This is a genomic window from Amycolatopsis plumensis (assembly GCF_042652605.1).
Taxonomy (GTDB): domain Bacteria; phylum Actinomycetota; class Actinomycetes; order Mycobacteriales; family Pseudonocardiaceae; genus Amycolatopsis; species Amycolatopsis plumensis.
This window is the reverse complement of record NZ_JBHSJY010000001.1, coordinates 7,948,729-7,969,611: the sequence shown is the minus strand read 5'-3', so window position 1 is coordinate 7,969,611 and position 20,883 is coordinate 7,948,729. Positions and strand designations below refer to the sequence as shown.

Below are 20,883 nucleotides of genomic sequence, written 5' to 3'. Positions count from 1 at the left end.
GGTCAGATCCGCACGAGGACTTCGTCGAGGGGCTTGCGCCGCAGGTCCGGCACGACGCAGTCGTCGGCCGGGTAGCCGACCGGGATCACCGCGAACGCCTTTTCGTTGCGCGGCCGGCCGAGCAGCTCGCCGAGGAACCGCATCGGGGACGGCGTGTGCGTCAGTGCCGCGAGGCCTGCCACGTGCAGCGAGGTGAGGAGCATGCCGACCGCGATGCCGACCGACTCGTCGACGTAGTAGTGCTTGCGGACGCCGCCGTCGTCGTCGAGGGCGAACCGTTGCTGGAACACGACGATGAGGTACGGCGCGTCGGTCAGGTGGGGCTTGACCGCGTCCGTGCCGAGGGGCCGCAGCGCGTCGAGCCATTCGTCGCCGAGCCGTCCGTCGTAGGAGACGCGTTCCTCGGCCTCGGCGGCTTCGCGGATGCGCCGGCGCACCTGCGGGTCCGAGACGAGGACGAACGTCCACGGCTGCTGGTGCGCGCCGCTCGGCGCGGTGGAGGCGACCGCGATCGCGTCGAGCACCGCGCGTTCGGGGACCGGGTCGGAGGAGAACATGCGCACCGAGCGCCGGGTTTCCATCTGCTGCCGGAGTGCGGCGACCCGGGCGAGGGCTTCGGCGTCGGGCAGCCGGGCGGGCCGGTAGGGAACCGGGTGGTAGGTCATGCCGGGATTGTGGCGGGGGACACGGAGGCCGCAGCAGGGCCGAACGTACGATTCGCGAGGTTAAGCGTCCGCTCTACGGACAGTAAGGTGATCCTTCCTCCAAAAATTGCTTCGAACAGCGCAATCAAACTAGGCCGTCCGGTCCTGTCGCGTGCCGTGACCTCCTCATTACCCTCCAGTAGCAGACAGTGGTGCCGATCACAGTCGTCCCGGGAGGCTTCATGGCGTCGCGCGTCCGAGGACCCGGCTCCGAAGACCGGCGCGAACTGCGGATCCGGCACCTCACCGGCTGTCTTCCCTGCACGCTCAAATGCGCGTACTGCGGGCTGCCGGTGCGGCTCGCCGGGCCGGGTGACCACCCGGGCTACGGCGTGGTCGAAGAAGTGACCGGCGATCTCGTGCTCCTGCACCGGTTCTGCCGCACCGCGCTCGGCCGGTGCCGGACGCGGGGGTGCGTGCTGCGGCGCGCCCACCTCGGCCGCGCGACCGAGCAGTACGAAACCGGCCGGCGGCCCGGGCGCTACCAGCGCCTCGGCGTCCGGCGCTCGCCCGACCTCGATCTGTACCGGAAGCACTGGCGGATCGCGAAGATGCGGTACGCGTGCAAGGCGTGCCGGTACTACACCGGCTCGCACTGAGCCGGTCCTTCCATCACGACGCGGAGGACTCGTGCTCGTTCGTCTCATCCTCGGCCTGCTCATGACGGTCGTCGGCCTCGCCGTCGCCGGCAAGCGCGTGGCCTTCCTGTACCGGCTGATCAAGGCCGGCCAGCCCGACACCAAGCGCTCCGACGAGCTCGGTGCCCGGGTCTTCGCGCAGGTGCGCGAGGTCTTCGGCCAGCGCAAGCTGCTGAAGTGGTCGGTGCCCGGCCTGGCGCACTTCTTCACGTTCTGGGGCTTCGTGATCCTCGCTTCGGTGTACCTCGAGGCGTACGGCGCCCTGTTCGACGAGAAGTTCGCCATCCCGTGGATCGGCCACTGGGGGGTGCTCGGGTTCCTGCAGGACTTCATCGCCGTCGCCGTGGCCGTCTCGCTCGGCGTGTTCACGATCATCCGGATCCGGAACGCCCCCGAGCGCAAGGACCGCGCGTCCCGGTTCTACGGCTCGCACACCGGCGGCGCGTGGCTCATCTTGCTGATGATCTTCAACGTCGTCTGGACGATGTTCTTCTTCCGCGGCGCCTCCGCGGCGTCCGGCAACTTCCCGTACGACTCCGGCGCGTACGTCTCGCTCGGCGTCGGGAACCTCTTGGAGCCGCTCGGGCACTCGACGACCGAGGTGCTGGAAACCGTCGGCCTGCTGCTGCACATCGGCGTCATGCTGGTGTTCCTGTCGATCGTGCTCTACTCCAAGCACCTGCACATCTTCGTGGCGCCGATCAACGTCTCGGCGAAGCGGCTGCCGGACGCGCTCGGCCCGCTGCTGCCGATGGAGTCCGGCGGCAAGCCGATCGACTTCGAGGACCCGGGCGAGGACGACACGTTCGGCCGCGGCAAGATCGGCGACTTCACCTGGAAGGGCATGCTGGACTTCGCCACGTGCACCGAGTGCGGCCGCTGCCAGTCGCAGTGCCCGGCGTGGAACACCGGGAAACCGTTGTCCCCCAAGCTCGTCATCATGAACCTGCGCGACAACCTGTTCGAGGAGGCGCCCTACATCCTCGCGGGCACCGAGCACGAGGGCGCGCGCCCGCTGGTCGGCCCGGAGGACGACGGCGGCGTCATCGACCCGGACGTGCTGTGGTCGTGCACCACCTGCGGCGCGTGCGTCGAGCAGTGCCCGGTGGACATCGAGCACGTCGACCACATCGTCGACATGCGCCGCTACCAGGTGATGATCGAGTCGGCGTTCCCGACCGAGCTGGGCGGGCTGTTCAAGAACCTGGAGACCAAGGGCAACCCGTGGGGCCAGAACAACTCCGAGCGGCTGGCCTGGACGAAGGACATCGGCTTCGACGTCCCGGTGTTCGACGGCGAGCTGGCCGAGGACGTCGAGTACGTCTACTGGGTCGGCTGCGCGGGCGCGTTCGACGACCAGGCGCGCAAGACCGTCCGGGCCACGGCCGAGCTGCTGCACATCGCCGGGGTGAAGTACGTGGTGCTGGGCAAGGAGGAGTCCTGCACCGGTGACCCGGCGCGCCGGGCGGGCAACGAGTTCCTCTTCCAGATGATGGCGCAGCAGACGGCTGAGACGTTGAACGCGGTCTTCGAGGGCCGCGAGCCGCGCTTGCGCAAGATCGTCACGACCTGCCCGCACTGCCTGAACACGCTGAGCCGGGAATACCCGCAGCTGGACGGCCACTACGAGGTCGTCCACCACACGCAACTGCTCAACCGCCTGGTCCGCGGCGGGCAGTTGACGCCGGTGAAGCCGGTGGAGGACGGCCCGAAGGTCACCTACCACGACCCGTGCTACCTCGGGCGCCACAACAAGGTCTACACGCCGCCGCGCGAACTGGTCGGCGCGACGGGCGCTTCGCTGACCGAGATGCCCCGCCACGCGGACCGCGCGCTGTGCTGCGGCGCGGGTGGCGCCCGCATGTGGATGGAAGAGCAGATCGGCAAGCGCATCAACCTGGAGCGGGTGGACGAGGCGATCGCCACGGACGCCGAGACGATCGTGACGGGCTGCCCGTTCTGCCGCGTGATGCTGACCGATGGGCTGGTTCAGCGGCAGAGCGAGCAGAAGGCGGAGAACGTCGATGTGCGCGACGTTGCGCAGTTGCTCTTGGAGCGGGTGAAGGCTACGGACACTTCAGCCCCGAAGGTCTGAACGGGTTCACCCGTTCGCTCTATATCCCTCGGCCGCCGCACGGCTCTTCCTTGAAGGGAGCCGTGCGGCGTGAGGAGGGCCGGTGGGCGAGGCGAGGATCGAAACGCTCGGCGGAACCGGGGCGCGCCTGGCGGTGCGCCGCGGCTCGTGGCTGGTGGGGCGCGGACCCGACGCGGACCTGCGGCTGCCGTCGGACCAGGTGTCGATGCGACACGCCTGGATCCGCCAGGACGCGCGCGGGACGTGGGTGGCCGACGCCGGGTCGCGCAACGGCACGTGGGTCAACGGGCAGCGGCTGGCGCCGAGGCAGGACCACCCGCTGCGCAACGGCGACCGGCTCGAGTTCGGTCCGGTCGCCGCGGTGTACTCCGACGGCGGCCCCGGCGCGGCGCACACCAGGACCTGGCAGCGTTCGTCGTCCGGCGGCGTCTCGTTCGGGGACGTGTCCGCCGGGACGATCAACAACGCCGGGCGCGACGTCAACAACAACTACGACAACCGGCAGCACCACCGGTACGAGTTCACCACTCCGCAAGGCGAAGCGCTCTCCCTGATGGCGACCGGGAAGGGGCTCGGCCGGCCGATCATGGTCCTCGGGGTGCTCATGAGCTTGACCGGTTTCGGCCTGTTCGCGTCGGGGATCTTCCGGTTCATGAAGGCGACCGCGGGCGAGATGTCGGCGGGTTCGTTCGCCGCGCCGCCCTCGCCGCTCGGTCCGGACGTCTTCGGCGGGGTGCCCTTGGGCGCGATCGGCTTCGCGCTGGTCGCGCTGGGTGGCGTGGTGTCGTCGATCGGGCTGGTGATGGCCAAGGCGGCGCGCGAGCGGCGCCGCCGGAGCGGGAGGCGCTAGATGGACGGCGTCCACTTCCACGGCGAGGTCAGGGCGGGGACGGTCAACAACGCCGTCCACGGCGACATCAACAACAACTACGGCGGGCACCAGGAGATCCACCGCGGCTTCGACGCGCGGCAGGTCGCCTCGCTGGTGCGGGCGGTCCGCGCGGAACTCGACACGGCCCGGCTGCCGCCGGCCACGAAGGACGCCGTGCACGACGCCCTCGACGAGGTCGACCGGGACGTCGTGCGCGGCGGAGGCGGCGTGGGCGCGAAGGTGCGCCGGGCCCGGGACCTGCTCCGGGACGCCGGCGGCCTCGCGACCGCCGGCGCCGGGCTGTGGACCGCGGTGCGCGCGCTCGCGGCCGCGGTCGGCGTTCCGTTCTAACCGTCCACAGCGGACGCGACCACAGTGGACGGTACCGCGGGTGCCGCGCCGCCCAGTTGCGCGGTCGGCACCCGGTGGGTCTCCCGGGCCGTCGCCGCGGCCAGGGCCGCCACCACACACACCGCCGCGGTGAAGATCGCGACGCCGAGCCAGTCCTGCTTGCCGGAGCCGATCGCCGCCACGACGCTGGGGGCGAAGCCCGCCACCGCGAAGCCGATCTGGGTGCCGATCGCCATGCCGGACAGGCGGACCCGGGCGCTGAACATCTCACCGTAGAGCGCCGGCCAGACGCCGTTGATCCCGGAGTACGCCACGCCGAACAGCGCGATGCCGAGCACGAACAACAGCGCGTACGAGCCGATCGAGATCGACCACAGGTACGGGAAGATCAGCACGCCGCAGGCCAGGCAGCCGGTGATGAACACCGGTTTGCGGCCGACGCGGTCGGCGAGCCCGGCCAGCAGCGGGATGGCCGCCAGCGCGACGATGTTCGCCAGCACGCCCACCCAGAGCATCGGGGTGCGGGACAGGCCGATCGTGTTGACCGCGTAGCTCAGCGCGTAGACGGTGAAGATCGTGCTCACCGAGGCGATCGTCGCCGCGACGATCACGCGCAGGACGTCCGCCCAGTGCTGCCGGAACAGGACGGCGACCGGCAGTTTCGCGACCTCGGTGCGTTCGAACACCGGCGTCTCGTCGAGCTTGCGCCGGATCACGAAGCCGACGACCACCACGAGCGCGCTGCCCCAGAACGGCAGCCGCCAGCCCCAGGTGAGCAGGTCTTCCTGCGGCAGCGCGGCGACCGGCAGGAAGATCGCGGTGGCCAGGATCTGCCCGGCCTGCGTGCCGCTCAGGGTGAAGCTGGTGAAGTAGGCGCGCCGGTGCTCCGGGGCGTGCTCCAGCGACATCGAGTTCGCGCCGGCCTGCTCGCCGGCCGCGGAAAGTCCCTGCAGCAGGCGGAGCACGACCAGCAGAACCGGGGCGAGGACGCCGACGCTCCCGTACGTCGGCAAGCAGCCGACGCAGAACGTCGCGAAACCCATGAGCAGCAAGGTGAAGACGAGCACCCGCTTGCGGCCGAACCGGTCGCCGACGTGGCCGAGGACGAACGCGCCGACCGGCCGGGCGAGGTAGCCGACGCCGAAGGTGGCCAGGGCCAGCAGGGTACCGGTGGCGGGGGAGGAGGCGGGGAAGAACACCTTGCCGAACACGAGCGCGGCGGCGGTGCCGTAGATGAAGAAGTCGTAGTACTCGAGCGCGCTGCCGATCCAGGCGGCCAGCGCCGCCTTGCGGGGCATCGATCCGGTCACGGGAACTCTTCTCCTGACGTCTGTGCTTCGGTGCGCAGAGTTCGGCGGGGAAGCAATGTACGGTCTAGTTAGTTAATAGAGAGTGCGAGACCGGACCCCGGGTGTCAAGAGCGGGATTTCAGGCGGTCAGGTAGTCGATCACCAGGTCGCCGAGCATCGAGCGGTAGTGCTCGCGGCGGGCCGGGTCGAGCATGTCGCGGCCGAAGATCGCCTTGAACGTGTGCCGGTTCGCCAGCCGGAACACGCAGAACGAGCTGATGACCATGTGGACGTCGAGCGCGTCGACGTCCTCCCGGAACAGGCCGGCCTTCCGGCCCCGCTCGAGGATCCGGGCGATCCCGCCGAGGGCCGGGTCGGCCAGTCCGGCCAGGATCTCCGACTGCGAGAGGTGTTCCGCGTGGTGGATGTTCTCGATGCTGACCAGCCGAATGAAGTCCGGGTTCGCCTCGTGGTGGTCGAAGGTCAGCGCGGCCAGCTGCCGCAGCGCGTCCTCCGGTTCGAGGTGCTCGACGTCGAGCTGCCGTTCCGAGGCCCGGAGCGCGGAATACGCCTGCTCCAGCACGGCGATGTAGAGCTGTTCCTTGCCGCCGAAGTAGTAGTAGATCATCCGCTTGGTGGTGCTGGTGCGGGCGGCGATCTCGTCGACCCGGGCGCCGGTGTAGCCCTTGTCCGCGAACTCGCGCGTGGCCACCGCGAGGATGTCGGCGCGCGTCCGGTCCTTGTCGCGCTGGCGCTCGGCTTCCGACGATGGTGCGGCCACCGGGCTCCCTCCGCTGCAGGTGAACGGCCCCACTTTAGCCCAGGGCTTCCGCGGGAGCTGTCGCCGCGCTAACGTGAACGTACTAGTTCGTACATTAGCGATGGAGGGCACCGCGTGACCAGCTACCTGATCGGGCTCGTCGGCACGGGCATCGGGCCGTCCGCCAGCCCGGCCCTGCACGAACGCGAGGCCGACGAGCTCGGCCTCCGCTACCTCTACCGCCGGCTGGACCTCGACGTGCTGCGCCGCCCGGTCGCCGACGTCCTCGCCGCCGCCCGGCTCGCCGGGTTCGACGGCCTCAACGTCACCCACCCGGCCAAGCAGGCCGTCCTGCCGCACCTCGACGAACTGTCGCCGGAAGCCGAAGCGCTCGGCGCGGTCAACACCGTCGTCTTCCGCGAGAACCGCGCCATCGGCCACAACACCGACGCGACCGGGTTCGCCCGCAGCCTCACCCGCGGCCTGCCGGACGTCCCGCTGGACGACGTCGTGCTGCTCGGCGCCGGGGGAGCGGGTGCGGCGGTCGCCCACGCACTCCTCTCGCTGGGCACCGGGCGGCTCACCGTCCACGACGTCGACGACCGCCGGAGCGCCCGGCTGGCCGGGGCGCTGGAGCACAGGTTCGGCGAAGGCCGCGCGCGAACCGGCGACCCGACCGCGCTCGCCCGCGCCGACGGCCTCGTGCACGCCACCCCGACCGGGATGGCCGCCCATCCCGGTTCGCCGGTCCCGGCCGAGCTCCTGCACGAAGACTTGTGGGTGGCCGACATCGTCTACCGCCCCCTGGAAACGCCGCTGCTGGCCGCCGCCCGCGCCCGTGGCTGCCGGGTGCTGCACGGCGGCGGCATGGTCGTGCTGCAGGCGGCCGAATCGTTCCGGTTGTTCACCGGCGCCGAGCCTGACCCGGCGCGGATGCTGCGGCACTTCGACAGCCTGGAAGGGGAGGCCGCCCGTGCTGCCTGAACCGCGCACCGCCATCGCCACCGTCTGCCTGTCCGGCACCCTGGAAGACAAGCTCGCCGCAGCCGCCGCGGCCGGGTTCGACGGGGTCGAACTGTTCGAGAACGACCTGGTCGTCTCCCCGTCGAGCCCGGCCGAAATCCGCCGCCGCTGCGCCGACCTCGGCCTGTCCATCGACCTCTACCAGCCGTTCCGCGACTTCGAAGCCGTCCCGCCGCAGCTGCACGCGGCCAACCTGCGCCGCGCGGCGCGCAAATTCGACGTCATGGCCGAGCTCGGCGCGGACACCATGCTGGTCTGCTCCTCGGTCGCGCCCGAGGCGATCGACGACGACGAACTGGCCGCGGAACAACTGCACGCACTGGCGGAGCTGGCCGCGACCCGCGGGATGCGGGTCGCCTACGAAGCACTGGCCTGGGGCCGGCACGTCAGCGGCTACGAGCACGCCTGGCGCATCGTCCGCCGGGCCGCGCACCCCGCGCTCGGGGTCTGCCTCGACAGCTTCCACATCCTGTCGAAGGGCCACGACCCGGCCCCGATCCGCGCGATCCCCGGCGAGAAGATCTTCTTCCTGCAGCTCGCCGACGCGCCGAAGCTGCCGATGGACGTGCTGCCGTGGAGCCGGCACCACCGGCTCTTCCCCGGCCAGGGCGACTTCGACCTGACCGCGTTCACCGGGCACGTGCTCGCCGCGGGCTACCGCGGACCGCTGTCCCTGGAAGTTTTCAACGACGTGTTCCGCCAGGCCGACCCGCGCCCGGCCGCGGTCGACGCCCTGCGGTCCCTGCTCGCGCTGAAGGAATCCCTGGGCGTGCTCGAGCTGCCGGCCGCGCCGTCGCTGACCGGGCACGCGTTCGCCGAGGTCGTGACCGATCCCGGCGCGGGCCGGGTGCTGGCTTCACTGGGATTCGCGCGCACCGGCGTGCACCGGACCAAGCCGGTCGAGCTGTGGGAGCAGGGCGACGCCCGGGTGGTGGTCAACGAAGGCGGCGCGGCGCACGGTGCCGTCGGCGCGGTCGCGCTGGCCAGCACCGACCCGGTGCGCTCGGCCGCCCGCGCGGAGGCGCTGCGCGCGCCGGTCCTGCCCCGGGTGCGGGGGCCGCGCGAGGCCGACCTGGCGTCGATCGCGGCGCCGGACGGGACCCAGGTGTTCCTCTGCGGCGACGACTGGCGCGACGACTTCGTGCCGACCGGGGAAACGGCCCGCGGCGCCGGGGTTTTCGGAATCGATCACGTGGCCCTCACGCAGCCGTTCGACCACTTCGAGGAGGCGGCGCTGTTCTACCGCTCGGTGTTTGGGCTGGCCCCGTCGCCGGTGACGGAGTTCGCGGCGCCGTTCGGGCTGGTGCGCAGCCGTTCGGTCGCGGCGGGGGAGGTCCGGCTGACGCTGGAGGCCGCCGTGGTCCGCCGCGGTGAGTGGGCGCCGGCGGTCCCCGAGCCGCAGCACGTGGCGTTCGCCTGCGCGGACGCGCCGTCCGCGGCCGCGGCGATGCGGGCGGCGGGCGCGCCGCTGCTGGACATCCCGGGCAACTACTACGACGACCTGGCCGCCCGGCTGGACCTGCCGCCCGCGCGCCTGGCCATGCTGCGGGAGCATTCGCTGCTCTACGACCGGGACGCCCACGGCGAGTTCCTGCACTTCTACACCGCGCTGGCCGGGGCGCGGGTGTTCTTCGAGGTGGTGCAGCGGATCGGCGGGTACCGCGGGTTCGGCGTGGCGAACGCGCCGGTGCGGATGGCCGCCCACCGCGCACGGAGACACGCGGCGCCGCCGGTGAAAACGCCGGCCTGATCGCCACCACCGCCCCGGGAAGTCTTTCCCGGGGCGGTTTTCGTCGTCGGCCACCGGCCTGGGCGAGCGGAATTCCGGTGCCCCACCGGTGAAAAACGTCCGGGACACCTTCCTATCCGGACGACTTCTGGCACGGCTCCCGGGTCGCGCGTAACCGGTCGGCTACTCCTCGCATGCGTTTACAACGTTCCGGCAACCGCCTTGACAGGGCCTGTGGTACGTACCACTCTAACCCCAACATTGGTCTACACCATTTGGGGCGCCTGGCCGCGGTGGCCGGGCATGGAAAGGACGGCATCGAGTGAAACGCTGGCTCAAGCTGGCGGCGGGCGCCGCCGCACTCACGCTCGCGACCGCGGGCTGCGCGGGCTCCGGCGGCTCGGACACCGCGGCCTCGTCGAGCGGCAACGCGCCGCTGAGCGGGACCGTCACGGTCTGGCTGATGACCGGCTCCGCGCCGGCCACCCTGACCGACGCGCTGCACAAGGAGTTCGAGGCCGCGCACCCCGGGGTCAAGGTCAAGTACGAAGTCCAGCAGTGGGACGGCATCCAGCAGAAGCTGACCACCGCGCTGGCCAGCGGCGCGCCGCCGGACGTCATCGAGATCGGCAACACGCAGACCGCCGCGTTCGCCTCGCAGGACGGCGTCCTGACGGACCTGACCGCCGAGAAGGACAGCTTCAACGGTGCGCAGTGGCTCAAGGGCCTCGCCGACTCGGGCACCTACGACGGCAAGGTCTACGGCGTCCCGTTCTACGCGGCCAACCGCGAGGTCATCTACCGCAAGGACATGTTCGAGCAGGCCGGCATCGCGAAGCCGCCGGCGTCGAACGACGAGTGGATCGACGCGATCGGCAAGCTGAAGACCAAGTTCGGCTCCGACCCCGACTTCCAGGCGCTCTACATGCCGGGCCAGAACTGGTACGCGCTGCTGTCGTTCATCTGGGACAACGGCGGTGACATCGCTAAGGCGGACGGCAAGAACTACAAGGCGACCCTGGACACCTCCGAAGCCAAGGCCGGCCTGGAGTTCTACAAGAAGCTCGTCGACACCTCCGGCACCAAGGCGCCGAAGGACGCCGACGAGGCCAAGCCGCAGCAGGCGACCGTCTACGGCGCCGGCAAGGTGGCCATGATGATCGGCCTCCCGTGGGAGCTGGCGACCGCGGCGAAGACCGACCCGAGCCTGACCGACAAGACCGCCGCCTTCGCGATCCCGGGCAAGACCGCAGGCCAGAGCGCCCCGGTCTTCCTCGGCGGCTCGAACCTGGCGATCCCGGCCAACAGCAAGAACGTGGCCGCGGCCAAGGAGTACGTCAAGCTCCTCTCCAGCCCGAAGTACCAGAGCCAGCTCGCCGCGGCGGGCGTCGTGCCCGGCACGTCGACCGACCTCACCGGGCTGGACAAGGACCCGCTGGGCAGCGTGATGGCCAAGGCTTCGGCCAACGGCAAGGCCGTGCCGGCCAGCCCCAAGTGGGGTGACGTGGAGTCCGGCCAGAACCCGGTCAAGGACATGCTGACCGCGTACCTGACCGGCAAGAAGACGCTCGACCAGGCGACCGCCGACGCCAACGCAGCGCTGAACAAGCTCATCGGCGGATGACCGCGACCGCGAATGTGACGATGCCGGCGGGGGCGACCCCGCCGGCATCGCCGCGCGACCCGGGGGTCAAGCGACGCAGGCGGGGCCGGTTCGGCGACCGGGTGCTCCCGTACCTGCTCCTGCTCCCCGCGTTGGCGGCCATCCTGGTGCTGCTCGCCTGGCCGCTGGTCCAGGTGCTCGCGATCAGCTTCCGCAAGCTCGACATCGGCCAGCTCGTCTCCGGCAAGATGGTCTGGATCGGGTTCGACAACTACACGAACACCCTCTCCGACCCGGAGTTCTGGACGATCACCGTCCGGACCCTGGTCTTCACCGCCGCCATCGTGGCCGCCACCATCCTCGGCGGCCTGCTGCTGGCGGTGCTCATGCGCCACCTCGACCCGGTCGTGCGGATCATGGTGCAGGTGACGCTGGTGCTCGCGTGGGCCACGCCGGTGATCGCCACGACCACGGTGTTCCAGTGGATCTTCGACGAGCAGTACGGCATCCTCAACAAGACGCTCGACCGGCTCGGCTTCCACGGTTTCATCGGGTTCTCGTGGTTCTCCAGCGGCGCGAGCACGCTGACCGTGATCGGGCTGCTCATCGTCTGGCAGGCCGTGCCGTTCGTGACGTTCTCGCTGTACGCGGGCATCATCGGCGTCCCGCGGGAGCAGTACGAGGCCGCCGGCATCGACGGCGCCAGCGCGTGGCAGACCTTCCGCGCGGTCACCTGGCCCGCCATCCGGCCGATCACCACCATGGTCACGTTCCTGTCGGTGCTGTGGGACTTCAACGCCTTCGCGCAGATCTGGGCGATCCGGGAGGGCGGCCCGGACGGCGGGAGCACCACGCTGGCCGTCGTGCTGTACCTCAAGGGCATCGCGGGCAACCACTTCGGCGCGGCGGGCGCGATCGCCACGCTGATGCTGATCGTGCTCGCCCTCATCACCGGCCGGTACATCCAGCTGCTGGTCCGGACCCCGGAAGGTGATCTCAAGTGAGGAAGTCGCTGCCGCAGCGGATCGCGCTCTCGGTCGTCGGCGTGGTCGTGGCGCTGCTGATCCTCTTCCCGACGTACTGGATGTTCGTCACCTCCCTGCGCACGCCCGGCGAGATCCTGTCGCCGAAGTACGACCTGATCCCGACGTCGTTCTCCTTCGGCAACTTCGCCACCGCGCTGGGCAAGGACAACTTCCCGACCTACCTGATGAACAGCCTGATCGTCACGGTCGGGTCGGTGCTGTGCGCGCTGGTCGCCGGGACCCTCGCGGCGATCCCGCTGTCGCGGCTGCGGTTCACCGGCCGCAAGGGGTTCCTGGTCCTGGTCATGGTGGCGCAGCTGGCGCCGGTGTCGGCGCTGTTCATCCCGCTGTTCCTGCTGATGAAGGACGCCGGGCTGCTCAACACGCTGCCGTCGCTGCTGCTGATCTACTTCGCCACCACGCTGCCGTTCACGGTGTGGATGCTCTACGGCTTCGTCAACGGGATCCCGTACGAGCTGGAAGAGGCCGCGATGATCGACGGCTGCAGCCAGACCGGCGCCTTCCGGCGGGTCACCCTGCCGCTGCTCGGCCCGGGCCTGGTCACCACGTCGGTGTTCAGCTTCATCACCGCCTGGAACGAGTACCTGTTCGCGCTGGTCTTCATCCGGGACAAGCCGAAGGAGACCCTGCCGGTGTGGCTCGCGTCGTTCCGCACCGCGTTCGCCACCGACTGGGGCGGGGTCATGGCCGCGTCGGTCATCTACGCGGTCCCGGCGCTGATCTTCTTCCTGCTCGTGCAACGCAAGCTGGTGTCCGGCACGACCGCCGGCGCCGTGAAGGGGTAGCCCCGTTGTCCACGCCTGAGACGCAGTCCTCGCCCGAGAAGCTCGCCGAAGCCGTCCTCCTGCCCGGGTTCGCCGGGACCACCGCGCCGGACTGGCTGCGGCGCCGGATCGAGGGCGGCCTCGGCGGGGTGGTGCTGTTCGGCCGCAACGTCGTCGACGACGAGCAGGTCGCCGCGCTGACCGCGCAGCTGCGCGGGGAGCGTGCCGGGGTGGTCGTCGGCATCGACGAGGAGGGCGGCGACGTCACCCGCCTCGACGTCAACACCGGGTCGTTCGTGCCGGGCCCGCTCGCCCTCGGCGCGGCCGACGACCCGGAGCTGACGACGGCGGTCGCCGCGGCGCTCGGCGAACGGCTCGCGGCCTGCGGCGTCACGGTGAACCTCGCGCCCTGCGCGGACCTGACCCTGGCCGCCGAGGACCCGATCATCGGCGTCCGGGCGTTCGGGTCCGACCCGGCGAAGGCGTCGCCGCACGTCGCGGCGTACGTCATCGGCCTGCAGAAGTACGGCGTCGCGGCGTGCGCCAAGCACTTCCCGGGGCACGGCGCGGCGACCGAGGACTCCCACGTGGCCCTGCCGGTGCTGCCGCGCACGGTCGAGGAACTGCGGGAGATCGAGCTGGTCCCGTTCGCCGCGGCGATCCGGGCCGGGGTGCGCTCGGTGATGTCGGGCCACCTGGTCGTCCGCGCCTGGGGCGACGAGCCGGCCACGCTCAACCGGACCGCGCTCACCGACGTCCTGCGCGGCGAGCTCGGCTTCACCGGCGCGGTGATCACCGACGCACTGGAGATGGGCGCGGTGTCCGGGGCCTACGGGCGCCACGACGGCCTCGGCCGATCGGCCGTGCGGGCCCTGGCCGCGGGGGCGGACGCGCTGTGCCTCGGCGGCGCGGCGTTCGAGGCCGAGCACCTGGACGCCTGCGTCACCGCGATCGTGGCCGCGGTCGCGGCGGGGGAGCTGCCCCTGGAGCGGCTGGCGGAGGCGGCGTCCCGGACGGCGGCGCTGGGCACCGACCCGGCGCCGGCGTCGGTGGGCCCGGTGGACCGGCGGCTGGGCCTGGAGGCGGCCCGCAAGGCGCTGCGGGTCCAGGGCGAGCCGCGGCTCGACGGACCGCCGCTCGTCGTCGACGTCCAGACCGAGCCGACCATCGCGGCCGGGCCGATGCCGTGGGGCCTCGGCGCCCACCTGGCCGAGCTCGTGCCGGGCACCCGGGCGCTCACCGTGACCCCCGGCGACGCCGACACGGTGCTGGACGCGGCCCGGGGGTTCCGCAGCGTCGTCGTGGTGACGCGGGAGGCACACCGGCACCCGGAGGTGCGCGCGCTGCTCGACGCCCTGTCCGGGCTGGACTTCGTCCGCGTGGAGACCGGCGTGCCCGGCCCGGGCGGCGACGCCGGCCCGCGGATCGACACGTTCAGCGGCTCCTGGGTCAGCCTGCGCGCGGCGGCCGAATACCTGGCCTGACCGCGGTTTCGTCCGCTTTGCCGCTTCTCCAGAAGTTCGGCCGCGGTTTGTACGCGGCTTGTACCGGCGGTCCCCATGCTGTTCCCACACCGAAAACTGGAGGACGGAACAATGAACATGGGGATCGTGAAGCGGCTGGCCGGGGTGGCCGGCATCGCCGCGGCGATCGTGGTCGCCGGGGCGGGCCCGGCGTTCGCGGCATCGGGCACCGTGCACACCGATTCGGGTGCGCCGCTGACCGTGCGGTCCAGCCCGAGCGCCACCGCGGGCTCGATCGGCAGCCTCGCCGACGGCACCGCGGTGACCATCAGCTGCCAGACCAACGGGTCCACCGTGGACGGCAAGTACGGCACGTCGGACATCTGGGACAAGGTGGGTGACGGCTACATCAGCGACGCCTACGTCTACACCGGCTCCGACGGCCGGGTCGCCCCGGACTGCGCGGGCTCGACCCTGACCTGCTCCACCGCGGGCACCGGAAACCCGAAGACCTGCGCGCAGGCGGTGGCCTACGCCAAGACCCGCATCCACACGGGCGACCTCGACTCCTACGAGGGCTGGTGCGACCGGATCAACGCGCAGAACTACGGCTGGCCCGCGTCGGGCTCGGAGACGGCCTACATCCACTGGACCCAGATCCCGTCGTCGTTCAAGCACGCCGGTGACTACCAGGTCCCGGCCGGTGGCCTCGCCTTCTTCAAGAGCAGCGGTGCCGGCCACACGATGATCTCGATCGGCGACGGCAAGTTCCTGTCGAACGACATCAACGGCTACGGCAGCTACACCGAGACGACCATCGCGCAGATCAAGAGCAAGTGGGGCCAGACCTACCTCGGCTGGGCGCAGCCGTGGTTCAAGGTGAACCACTGACCTCTCGATCGGGCACGAGCCCCTGTCCACCTCCCCCGGACAGGGGCTCGTCCACGTGCCTGCCCAGTCCGGTTCGGACAGTCAGACCTTCATGATCCGGTGGGCCGGGTCCGCCAGGTAGGCCAGCAGGTTCCCGGGCCGGTACGGCGGGCGCATCTGCTCACTGCGGGACAGCGCGCACGATCCCGCGAACTCCGTCGCCGGGTCCACCCCGCCGATGACGCGGTTGGCCGAGCCGAACCACCGGAAGAAGGCATTGAGCGAATCGTGTGCCTCGCCGAGTTCGTCGCGGGCGGCCAAGTACCCGAAGGCGTCCTCGGCGAAGGCGAGGCCGCACTGCTCGGCGCGGTCGGCCATCCACCGCAGGGCGAGGTTCGACAGGGCCGGCTGCCGGTAGCCGCCGCCGACGTCGGAATGGGCGCCGGCGAACCAGACCTGTTCGCGCACCTGGCCGTTGGCGGCCTTCGCCGGCTTCCACACGGCCGGGACGAACGACTTGCGGTGCTCGTCCACCGCCAGCGCCTGGAACGCCGCCTGCACGATCGACGTCAGCTCCATGTCGTGGAACTGCCAGCGTTTGTTCAGCAGGTGGATCAGCCGGCCGCCGCTGAGCGGGATGCCCAGCGCGCCGACGGTGTCCCAGACGCCGACGAACCGGATGGGCGTGCGGTCTTCGTGGGCGTGCTTCGCGCGGAATTCCCGGGCCCGCGGGCTCTCCGGGCCGGAGGTCGCCCGGTCGCGGGCGCGGTAGAGCTCGTAGGCCTCCTCGAGCCGGCCGAGCTCGCCGGGGCGCAGGACGCCGCAGTTGCGGATCAGGCCGACCGTGCTGCGCGCGGTGTAGGCACCGCGGCTGAAGCCGAAGAAGAACAGTTCGTCGCCGGGTTCGTAGTTTTCGGCGACGAAGCGGTAGGCGTCCTGCACGTTCGCCGAGAGGCCCACGCCGAAAGCTCCGCCAATGAGGCGGTCCCACAGCTTTCCCGTGCCGACGCCCTCGTGGTAGTACACCCGTTGTTCCGTGCCCGCCGGGTCCGCGGGCGCGACCACCTTCTGGAGCTGGCCGACGTTGGTCGGGGCGGGCTGGCGGAGGCTGTTCCAGGTCCCGTCGCAGCAGATCACCAGACGTTTCGCCATGCTTCCTCCCCGGTCCGGACGTCCGTGAGTCGCCCGGGCCCGGTGCCGCGTTACGCCGGAGGAATACTCGATCCGGTGACGTTTCCCGATTGCCGGATCGGTGCCCGACCGGTGATTCCCCGTTACCGGGAAATGGCGCGCGCTCCCGCGCGAAGGTCGAGCGCCAGCAGTTCCGAGCGGCCCGGCGTGAGGGCGCCGAGTTCGGCCCAGTCAGGCATCCGCGGTCTCCCGGGTCGCGGCCGACTCCGGAACCGTCTTCAGCCCCCGCGAGGACGACCACCACCAGCATGCAGGACGCGGCCAGGACCAGCCAGGGCAGCCGCGGGCCGGCGCCGAACAGGGCGGTGAACGTCACCGGCGCCAGCACGACGGTGAGCGCGCCTTCACGGTCCAGGTGGGTCAGAGCGGGTGGGTCTCCAGGTACGCGGTCCAGACCTTTTTCGGCACGCACATCCGCCACGCCTCCACGACCAGCTCGCGCAGCTCGTCGGGTTCGAGGGCGGCGAGGCGGCACCGCATCCAGGAGAAGCGCAGGTCGGACGGCTCCGGCAGGAGGAACTTGGCGGGCTCCGCCGCGATCAGCGCTTCCCGCTGCTCGCGGGGAAAGGCGAAGCCCATCAGGGTTTCGTCCGGCGACAGGGCCACGAACACGATCCGTCCCACCCGGAACTTGATCCGGTCGCGCACCACCGCTTCGTACGCACGCGGCAGGGTGGCAGCGAACGCGCGGACCTCGTCACCGGTGACCATCCGCCCATTCTCGCGCGGAACCGGCGGCGCACCATCCCCGGGTGCGCCGCCGGTTCCGCCCGGCTCACGCCCGGCAGGTCCGCCCGCGGTTGACGCAGTTGACCAGCCCGTTCATGATGCGCTGCGACATCACGTTGGCGAAGTCGTCGTGGTCGGAAGCGGGGTTGTGCTTCTCCTGCGGGAAAGCGTCCACTTTGTACTGCTTCTTGACCTGGATGTCGTGCGGGATGTCGTAGGTCAGCGAGATCTGCAGCTGCGGCACGGCCTTGAAGCCGTCGGCGCACCGGCCGAACCGGTCCGGGAACACGATGTGCGTGCGGTGGTTGGCGCTGTCGGTGTTCTTGCCGTCCCAGCAGCTCGGGAATGTGTGGACGCGCTTGACCTTGCTGCCGTCGGGGCAGATCGGGTACTTGTCGGTGACGCGGTTCTCGAAGCCGGTGCACGTCCAGCTCGCCTTGGCGTTGGCGGGCCCGTTGGTCGAGACCTTCGCGTCGCCGTAGAGCACGCGCAGGAAGCGCGGCATCGCCACGACCTTGCCGACCGGGCTGCCGCGGAAGGTGATCTGCACGCGCTGCGGCCGCAGGATCTTGCCGTCGTTGCCGGGCAGCTCGTTGTTCTCGTCCTGCCCGGGCAGCGCCCCGCCGGCCGTGGTGCTCGGGGGCGGCGTCGGCGTTCCGGTGTCCTTGCCCGGCTTCGTCGAGCACGGCGCGAGACCGCCGAGGTCGCCCGGCTTCTGCGTGAACCGGCCGATCGCGTTGAGGATCCGTTCGATGATCGCGGCGCGACGATCCTTGAGCGGGTTCAGGATCGCGTTGCGCACGAAGTCCTGGCCGCCCTGGCCCTGCGTCGCGGCGATGCGCTGGTTGGCCTCGTCGGCCTGGTTGTCGAGCTGGTCCAGGTTGTCGTCCACTTCGGCCATCGCCTGGTCCGGGATGTCGGTGAGCTTGCTGGCGACGTCCGGGCAGGCCACCTGCGCGGTCTTGGCCTCGCGATCGGACTGGGCGCGGTCGCCGTCGGGCTTCTTGGCGGGCTCGTTCTTCTCCTCTTCGCCGGTGTCGATGCGGACCACGGGCCAGAAGTAGGCGGACTTGTCGCCGTTGCGGCAGGTCGTCCCGGCCTTGACGAGGCTCTTGTTGTTCGAGTCGGCGTTCGTCGACAGGTTGCCGACGTAGTCGTGCAGGTGCTGGGCACCGTTGCGGACACCGGGCTGGGCGATGAAGTTGTCCGGGTTGAAGTGCTGGTTTTCGTTGCGGCCGCAGTCGACGGTGAACGTGCCCGTCGCCGCGCCGCTGACCGGGCGCGGGTCGAACTGGTTCGGCTTCACCTTCAGGATGTCGACGAAGAACGCGGGGTTCGCTTCGTCGGCGCTGGCTTCACCGGTGTGGCCGGTGGTCGTCGCGACGACGATGCCACCGACCGCGATCGCGAGGGCGAGGCCGCCGGTCGCGATCTTCGTCCGGCGGGAAAGGCGATGCCGTCCTTGGGTGCGGGACATGGGAAAAATCCTCCGGGGTGTCGGGCTGGCGGGAACGCGCGACACTGAGCCGGGACGAGCCCAGGCTCGTCCCGATCAGGCGGGGTTCTTGCGGGTGCGTGCGGGATGGTCGGCAGGAACGACGCCCGGCTGGTCCACTGACCCGACATCAGTGGATGCGCGCCCACCTGCCCGTGGCCGCGCCGTCAACCGGCTGGTTATCGTTCCGTTATGGAACCTACACGGGCGTTTGACACCGGGCAAGAAGTTCTTTTCGACAGTTACAACCCGTCAGGCCGGGTTCGCGTCTGCGTAGCGAAAGGGGCTCCTGACCTGCGGTTTGTCAGCTGGTGGCTGCCTCGCGGAAAAAAGTTTGAACCGAAGTGAACCGGCATCCGTATCCCCGGGTGAGACCGGTCGAATGCCCGCAGCGCGGACGCTGTCGGGAATTGCCGTGAAATGGGGGAATGGCGCCCATTCACGCCTGCGGACCGTCGATTGCCGAGACGATGAGCGACACCGCGTCGCCCACCGGCCGCCCGGCGGTGTCGACGACCAGCCGCTCGCGGCTCCACGGCTCGTATTGCTCGACGGCGGTGTTCGGCCGGGTCGGTGCAGACGATCTCGGTTTCCAGGACCCGCACCTCCGCTTCGATGCCGGTGGCCCGCCAGGTGTCCCGGGTGACGGCGAGCAGATCGGCGGCGACCTCCCGGGCGACGACGTAACCGACCGGCCCCAGCGGACGGCCCAGTGCGGTGCTGCGCACGATCGCCTGCTCGATCGTGTCGACCCGCAGGAAGGCGAAACCCGTGCGGCGCGCCAGTTCCATGGCGCCCACGACGATCAGCAGCGGTGACACCGGAGCATGGTCGCACGCGCGCTCAGGACGCCTCGTCGTGCGAGAGCAGGCTGCGTCGCAGGGTCGCGAGAGCGCGGTGCTGGGCGACGCGGACCGCGCCGGCACTGCCGAGGCCGACCGCCGCGGCCGTCTCCTCCGCCGTCATGCCGAGGATGATCCGCAGGACCAGGATCTCGCGCTGGCGGGGCGGGAGCGTGTCGAGCAGCCCAGAGGACCAGTCGAGCGCGGCGGAGCGCTCGACCTCCTCACCCGTCGGGTCCACGCCGTCCGCCCGCCCGGCCGGGGGCTCGGCGACCGGGCTGGTGCGGTCGCGGGCCCGGCGCCGGTGGAAGTCGGACACCTTGTGCGCGGCGATGCCGAAGACGAACGGCAGGAACCCGTCGGGTGAGTGCCCGTACCCGGGCAGGGCGCCGACGATCGCGAGCAGCACGTCCTGCGCGCAGTCCTCGGCGTCCGACGAACCGTCCTGCCACGTGCGCAGCCGCCCGAGGCAGTAGCGGAAGACGATCGGCCGCAGCGCGCGCAGCAGCCCGGCCACCGCGGCGCGGTTGCCCTGCACCGCCGACCGGACGAGCGCCGGGTCGAGGGAGAACGTCGCCGTGGGCGTGGCGCCTCCCTCGGCGGAGTGCGGCGGCATCGGCCCTCACCCCCTCTTTCGTGCGGCTCGGCAACGGACCGTCACGACGCTAGGTCACTCCGCGTGGCCGCCACACCGGCCGGGCGGCCGTTGCGGACCGGGTCTTCCGGCCCTGGCCGGAACCGCCCGGATGTGCGTGGGCGCCGCGGTCGCGGTGGCCGGGCCGAACGGCCCTATCGGCGGGCCGGGGGCGGCGATCACGCTGGTGGCCGGGCATTTCACAGGAGAAACACAGGGACGCGATGGTGGACGACGTGGGCTTCGGGCTGCTGCTCGACCGGCAGCAGTGCCTCGCCTTGCTCCGGACGGCGAGCCTCGGCCGGGTGATCTACACCCACCGGGCCATGCCGGCGGTGCGTCCGGTGCGCTTCACGGTCGTCGACGACGCCGTGGTGTTCGCCGTCCCGCCCGGAAGCCCCCTGTACGCGGGGGCGCGCGACGCCGTCGTCGCCTTCGAGGTCGACGAGTTCGCCGCCGACTCCGGCGCCGGCTGGTACGTCAGCCTGCTGGGCCGCGCGACCGAGTCCGGTGCCGTCGACCTCGGCGCGCTCGCCTGCCCGTGCCCGGCACCCGCCGTCGCCGGCCACCGGTTCCTGCGTGTCCCGGCGGAGACCATCAGCGGTCACCGGATCGCGTGCCACGCGGAGTGATCTCCCGATCGCCGTAACGGAGTGGCTCCCGATATCGACCCACCGGATGGACGAACCGGATTGGGCCGGCACGGGCAGTGACCTGTGGGACCCTTGACGGCCCCGGGGCAGGCCCGGGGACACGGCGGACCAGCGGGGTCGACGCGAAGTGGCG

General features: G+C 71.0%; 21 protein-coding genes. 13 read left to right on the top strand and 8 right to left on the bottom strand.

Annotated elements, in window-relative coordinates:
• Positions 1-2 precede the first annotated feature (2 nt).
• Positions 3-665 carry a nitroreductase family protein gene (locus ACFPLC_RS38470; protein WP_378199465.1) on the bottom strand — a complete coding sequence of 221 codons (663 nt, stop codon included), beginning with the start codon at positions 663-665 and terminating at the stop codon, positions 3-5.
• A gap of 221 nt (positions 666-886) precedes the next feature.
• Between ACFPLC_RS38470 and ACFPLC_RS38465 the strand changes: the two genes are divergently transcribed.
• The 4 genes from ACFPLC_RS38465 to ACFPLC_RS38450 all read left to right on the top strand — a co-directional run bounded on the left by ACFPLC_RS38465 (position 887) and on the right by ACFPLC_RS38450 (position 4,659).
• Positions 887-1,303, top strand: coding sequence for a hypothetical protein (locus ACFPLC_RS38465; RefSeq protein ID WP_378199462.1), 417 nt, complete (start codon positions 887-889; stop codon positions 1,301-1,303).
• Between the two features lie 31 nt (positions 1,304-1,334).
• Entirely contained in the window at positions 1,335-3,437 is a 2,103-nt protein-coding gene (locus tag ACFPLC_RS38460) for a (Fe-S)-binding protein (RefSeq protein WP_378199459.1), read from the top strand.
• An 82-nt stretch (positions 3,438-3,519) separates the two neighbouring features.
• Positions 3,520-4,287, top strand: a complete 768-nt coding sequence (locus tag ACFPLC_RS38455; protein WP_378199456.1) for an FHA domain-containing protein — start codon at positions 3,520-3,522, stop codon at positions 4,285-4,287.
• Entirely contained in the window at positions 4,288-4,659 is a 372-nt protein-coding gene (locus ACFPLC_RS38450) for a hypothetical protein (protein WP_378199453.1), read from the top strand.
• Here the strand turns inward: ACFPLC_RS38450 and ACFPLC_RS38445 are convergent.
• Positions 4,656-5,969 carry an MFS transporter gene (locus tag ACFPLC_RS38445; protein ID WP_378199451.1) on the bottom strand — a complete coding sequence of 438 codons (1,314 nt, stop codon included), beginning with the start codon at positions 5,967-5,969 and terminating at the stop codon, positions 4,656-4,658. The two genes, ACFPLC_RS38450 and ACFPLC_RS38445, sit on opposite strands and share 4 nt — an antisense overlap.
• A 118-nt stretch (positions 5,970-6,087) precedes the next feature.
• Positions 6,088-6,729 carry a TetR/AcrR family transcriptional regulator gene (locus tag ACFPLC_RS38440; protein ID WP_378199448.1) on the bottom strand — a complete coding sequence of 214 codons (642 nt, stop codon included), beginning with the start codon at positions 6,727-6,729 and terminating at the stop codon, positions 6,088-6,090.
• 114 nt (positions 6,730-6,843) lie between these two features.
• Between ACFPLC_RS38440 and ACFPLC_RS38435 the strand changes: the two genes are divergently transcribed.
• The 7 genes from ACFPLC_RS38435 (at position 6,844) to ACFPLC_RS38405 (ending at position 15,227) form a co-directional block, all read left to right on the top strand.
• Positions 6,844-7,692, top strand: coding sequence for a shikimate dehydrogenase (locus tag ACFPLC_RS38435; protein WP_378199445.1), 849 nt, complete (start codon positions 6,844-6,846; stop codon positions 7,690-7,692).
• On the top strand, positions 7,682-9,481 hold the full coding sequence (locus ACFPLC_RS38430) for a sugar phosphate isomerase/epimerase and 4-hydroxyphenylpyruvate domain-containing protein (protein ID WP_378236074.1): 1,800 nt from the start codon (positions 7,682-7,684) through the stop codon (positions 9,479-9,481). The genes ACFPLC_RS38435 and ACFPLC_RS38430 overlap by 11 nt, the downstream gene beginning before the upstream one ends.
• A gap of 301 nt (positions 9,482-9,782) precedes the next feature.
• Positions 9,783-11,084, top strand: coding sequence for a sugar ABC transporter substrate-binding protein (locus ACFPLC_RS38425; RefSeq protein WP_378199439.1), 1,302 nt, complete (start codon positions 9,783-9,785; stop codon positions 11,082-11,084).
• Positions 11,081-12,067, top strand: a complete 987-nt coding sequence (locus tag ACFPLC_RS38420; RefSeq protein WP_378199436.1) for a carbohydrate ABC transporter permease — start codon at positions 11,081-11,083, stop codon at positions 12,065-12,067. Before ACFPLC_RS38425 ends, ACFPLC_RS38420 begins: the two co-directional genes overlap by 4 nt.
• Complete coding sequence (locus ACFPLC_RS38415) at positions 12,064-12,894, top strand: carbohydrate ABC transporter permease (protein WP_191309250.1); 831 nt, start codon at positions 12,064-12,066, stop codon at positions 12,892-12,894. Before ACFPLC_RS38420 ends, ACFPLC_RS38415 begins: the two co-directional genes overlap by 4 nt.
• Positions 12,895-12,899: 5 nt before the next feature.
• Complete coding sequence (locus tag ACFPLC_RS38410; protein ID WP_378199432.1) at positions 12,900-14,357, top strand: glycoside hydrolase family 3 protein; 1,458 nt, start codon at positions 12,900-12,902, stop codon at positions 14,355-14,357.
• 111 nt (positions 14,358-14,468) lie between these two features.
• On the top strand, positions 14,469-15,227 hold the full coding sequence (locus tag ACFPLC_RS38405; RefSeq protein ID WP_378199429.1) for a hypothetical protein: 759 nt from the start codon (positions 14,469-14,471) through the stop codon (positions 15,225-15,227).
• A gap of 81 nt (positions 15,228-15,308) precedes the next feature.
• Here ACFPLC_RS38405 and ACFPLC_RS38400 read toward each other — a convergent pair whose 3' ends face one another.
• The 3 genes from ACFPLC_RS38400 to ACFPLC_RS38390 form a co-directional block, all read right to left on the bottom strand.
• On the bottom strand, positions 15,309-16,358 hold the full coding sequence (locus ACFPLC_RS38400) for a DUF2235 domain-containing protein (RefSeq protein ID WP_378199426.1): 1,050 nt from the start codon (positions 16,356-16,358) through the stop codon (positions 15,309-15,311).
• A gap of 399 nt (positions 16,359-16,757) precedes the next feature.
• Positions 16,758-17,108: an MmcQ/YjbR family DNA-binding protein gene (locus ACFPLC_RS38395; RefSeq protein WP_378199423.1), complete on the bottom strand. Its 351-nt coding sequence runs from the start codon at positions 17,106-17,108 to the stop codon at positions 16,758-16,760.
• A 64-nt stretch (positions 17,109-17,172) separates the two neighbouring features.
• Entirely contained in the window at positions 17,173-18,603 is a 1,431-nt protein-coding gene (locus tag ACFPLC_RS38390; protein ID WP_378199420.1) for a DUF1996 domain-containing protein, read from the bottom strand.
• A gap of 446 nt (positions 18,604-19,049) precedes the next feature.
• Here ACFPLC_RS38390 and ACFPLC_RS38385 point away from each other — a divergent pair, with 446 nt between their 5' ends.
• The gene (locus ACFPLC_RS38385) at positions 19,050-19,439 is read left to right on the top strand and encodes a hypothetical protein (RefSeq protein ID WP_378199417.1); all 390 of its coding nucleotides are present in this window, start codon (positions 19,050-19,052) and stop codon (positions 19,437-19,439) included.
• Positions 19,440-19,464: 25 nt separating this feature from the next.
• Here the strand turns inward: ACFPLC_RS38385 and ACFPLC_RS38380 are convergent, their stop codons facing one another.
• Both ACFPLC_RS38380 and ACFPLC_RS38375 read right to left on the bottom strand, forming a co-directional pair.
• A complete protein-coding gene (locus ACFPLC_RS38380) occupies positions 19,465-20,079 on the bottom strand; it encodes a sigma-70 family RNA polymerase sigma factor (protein WP_378199414.1) in 615 nt (204 codons plus the stop codon).
• Positions 20,080-20,133: 54 nt separating this feature from the next.
• Positions 20,134-20,301, bottom strand: a complete 168-nt coding sequence (locus ACFPLC_RS38375; protein WP_378236073.1) for a hypothetical protein — start codon at positions 20,299-20,301, stop codon at positions 20,134-20,136.
• A 20-nt stretch (positions 20,302-20,321) separates the two neighbouring features.
• On the opposite strand from ACFPLC_RS38375, the gene ACFPLC_RS38370 reads away from it, so the two are divergent.
• Positions 20,322-20,729: a pyridoxamine 5'-phosphate oxidase family protein gene (locus tag ACFPLC_RS38370; protein ID WP_378199411.1), complete on the top strand. Its 408-nt coding sequence runs from the start codon at positions 20,322-20,324 to the stop codon at positions 20,727-20,729.
• Positions 20,730-20,883: the final 154 nt, after the last annotated feature.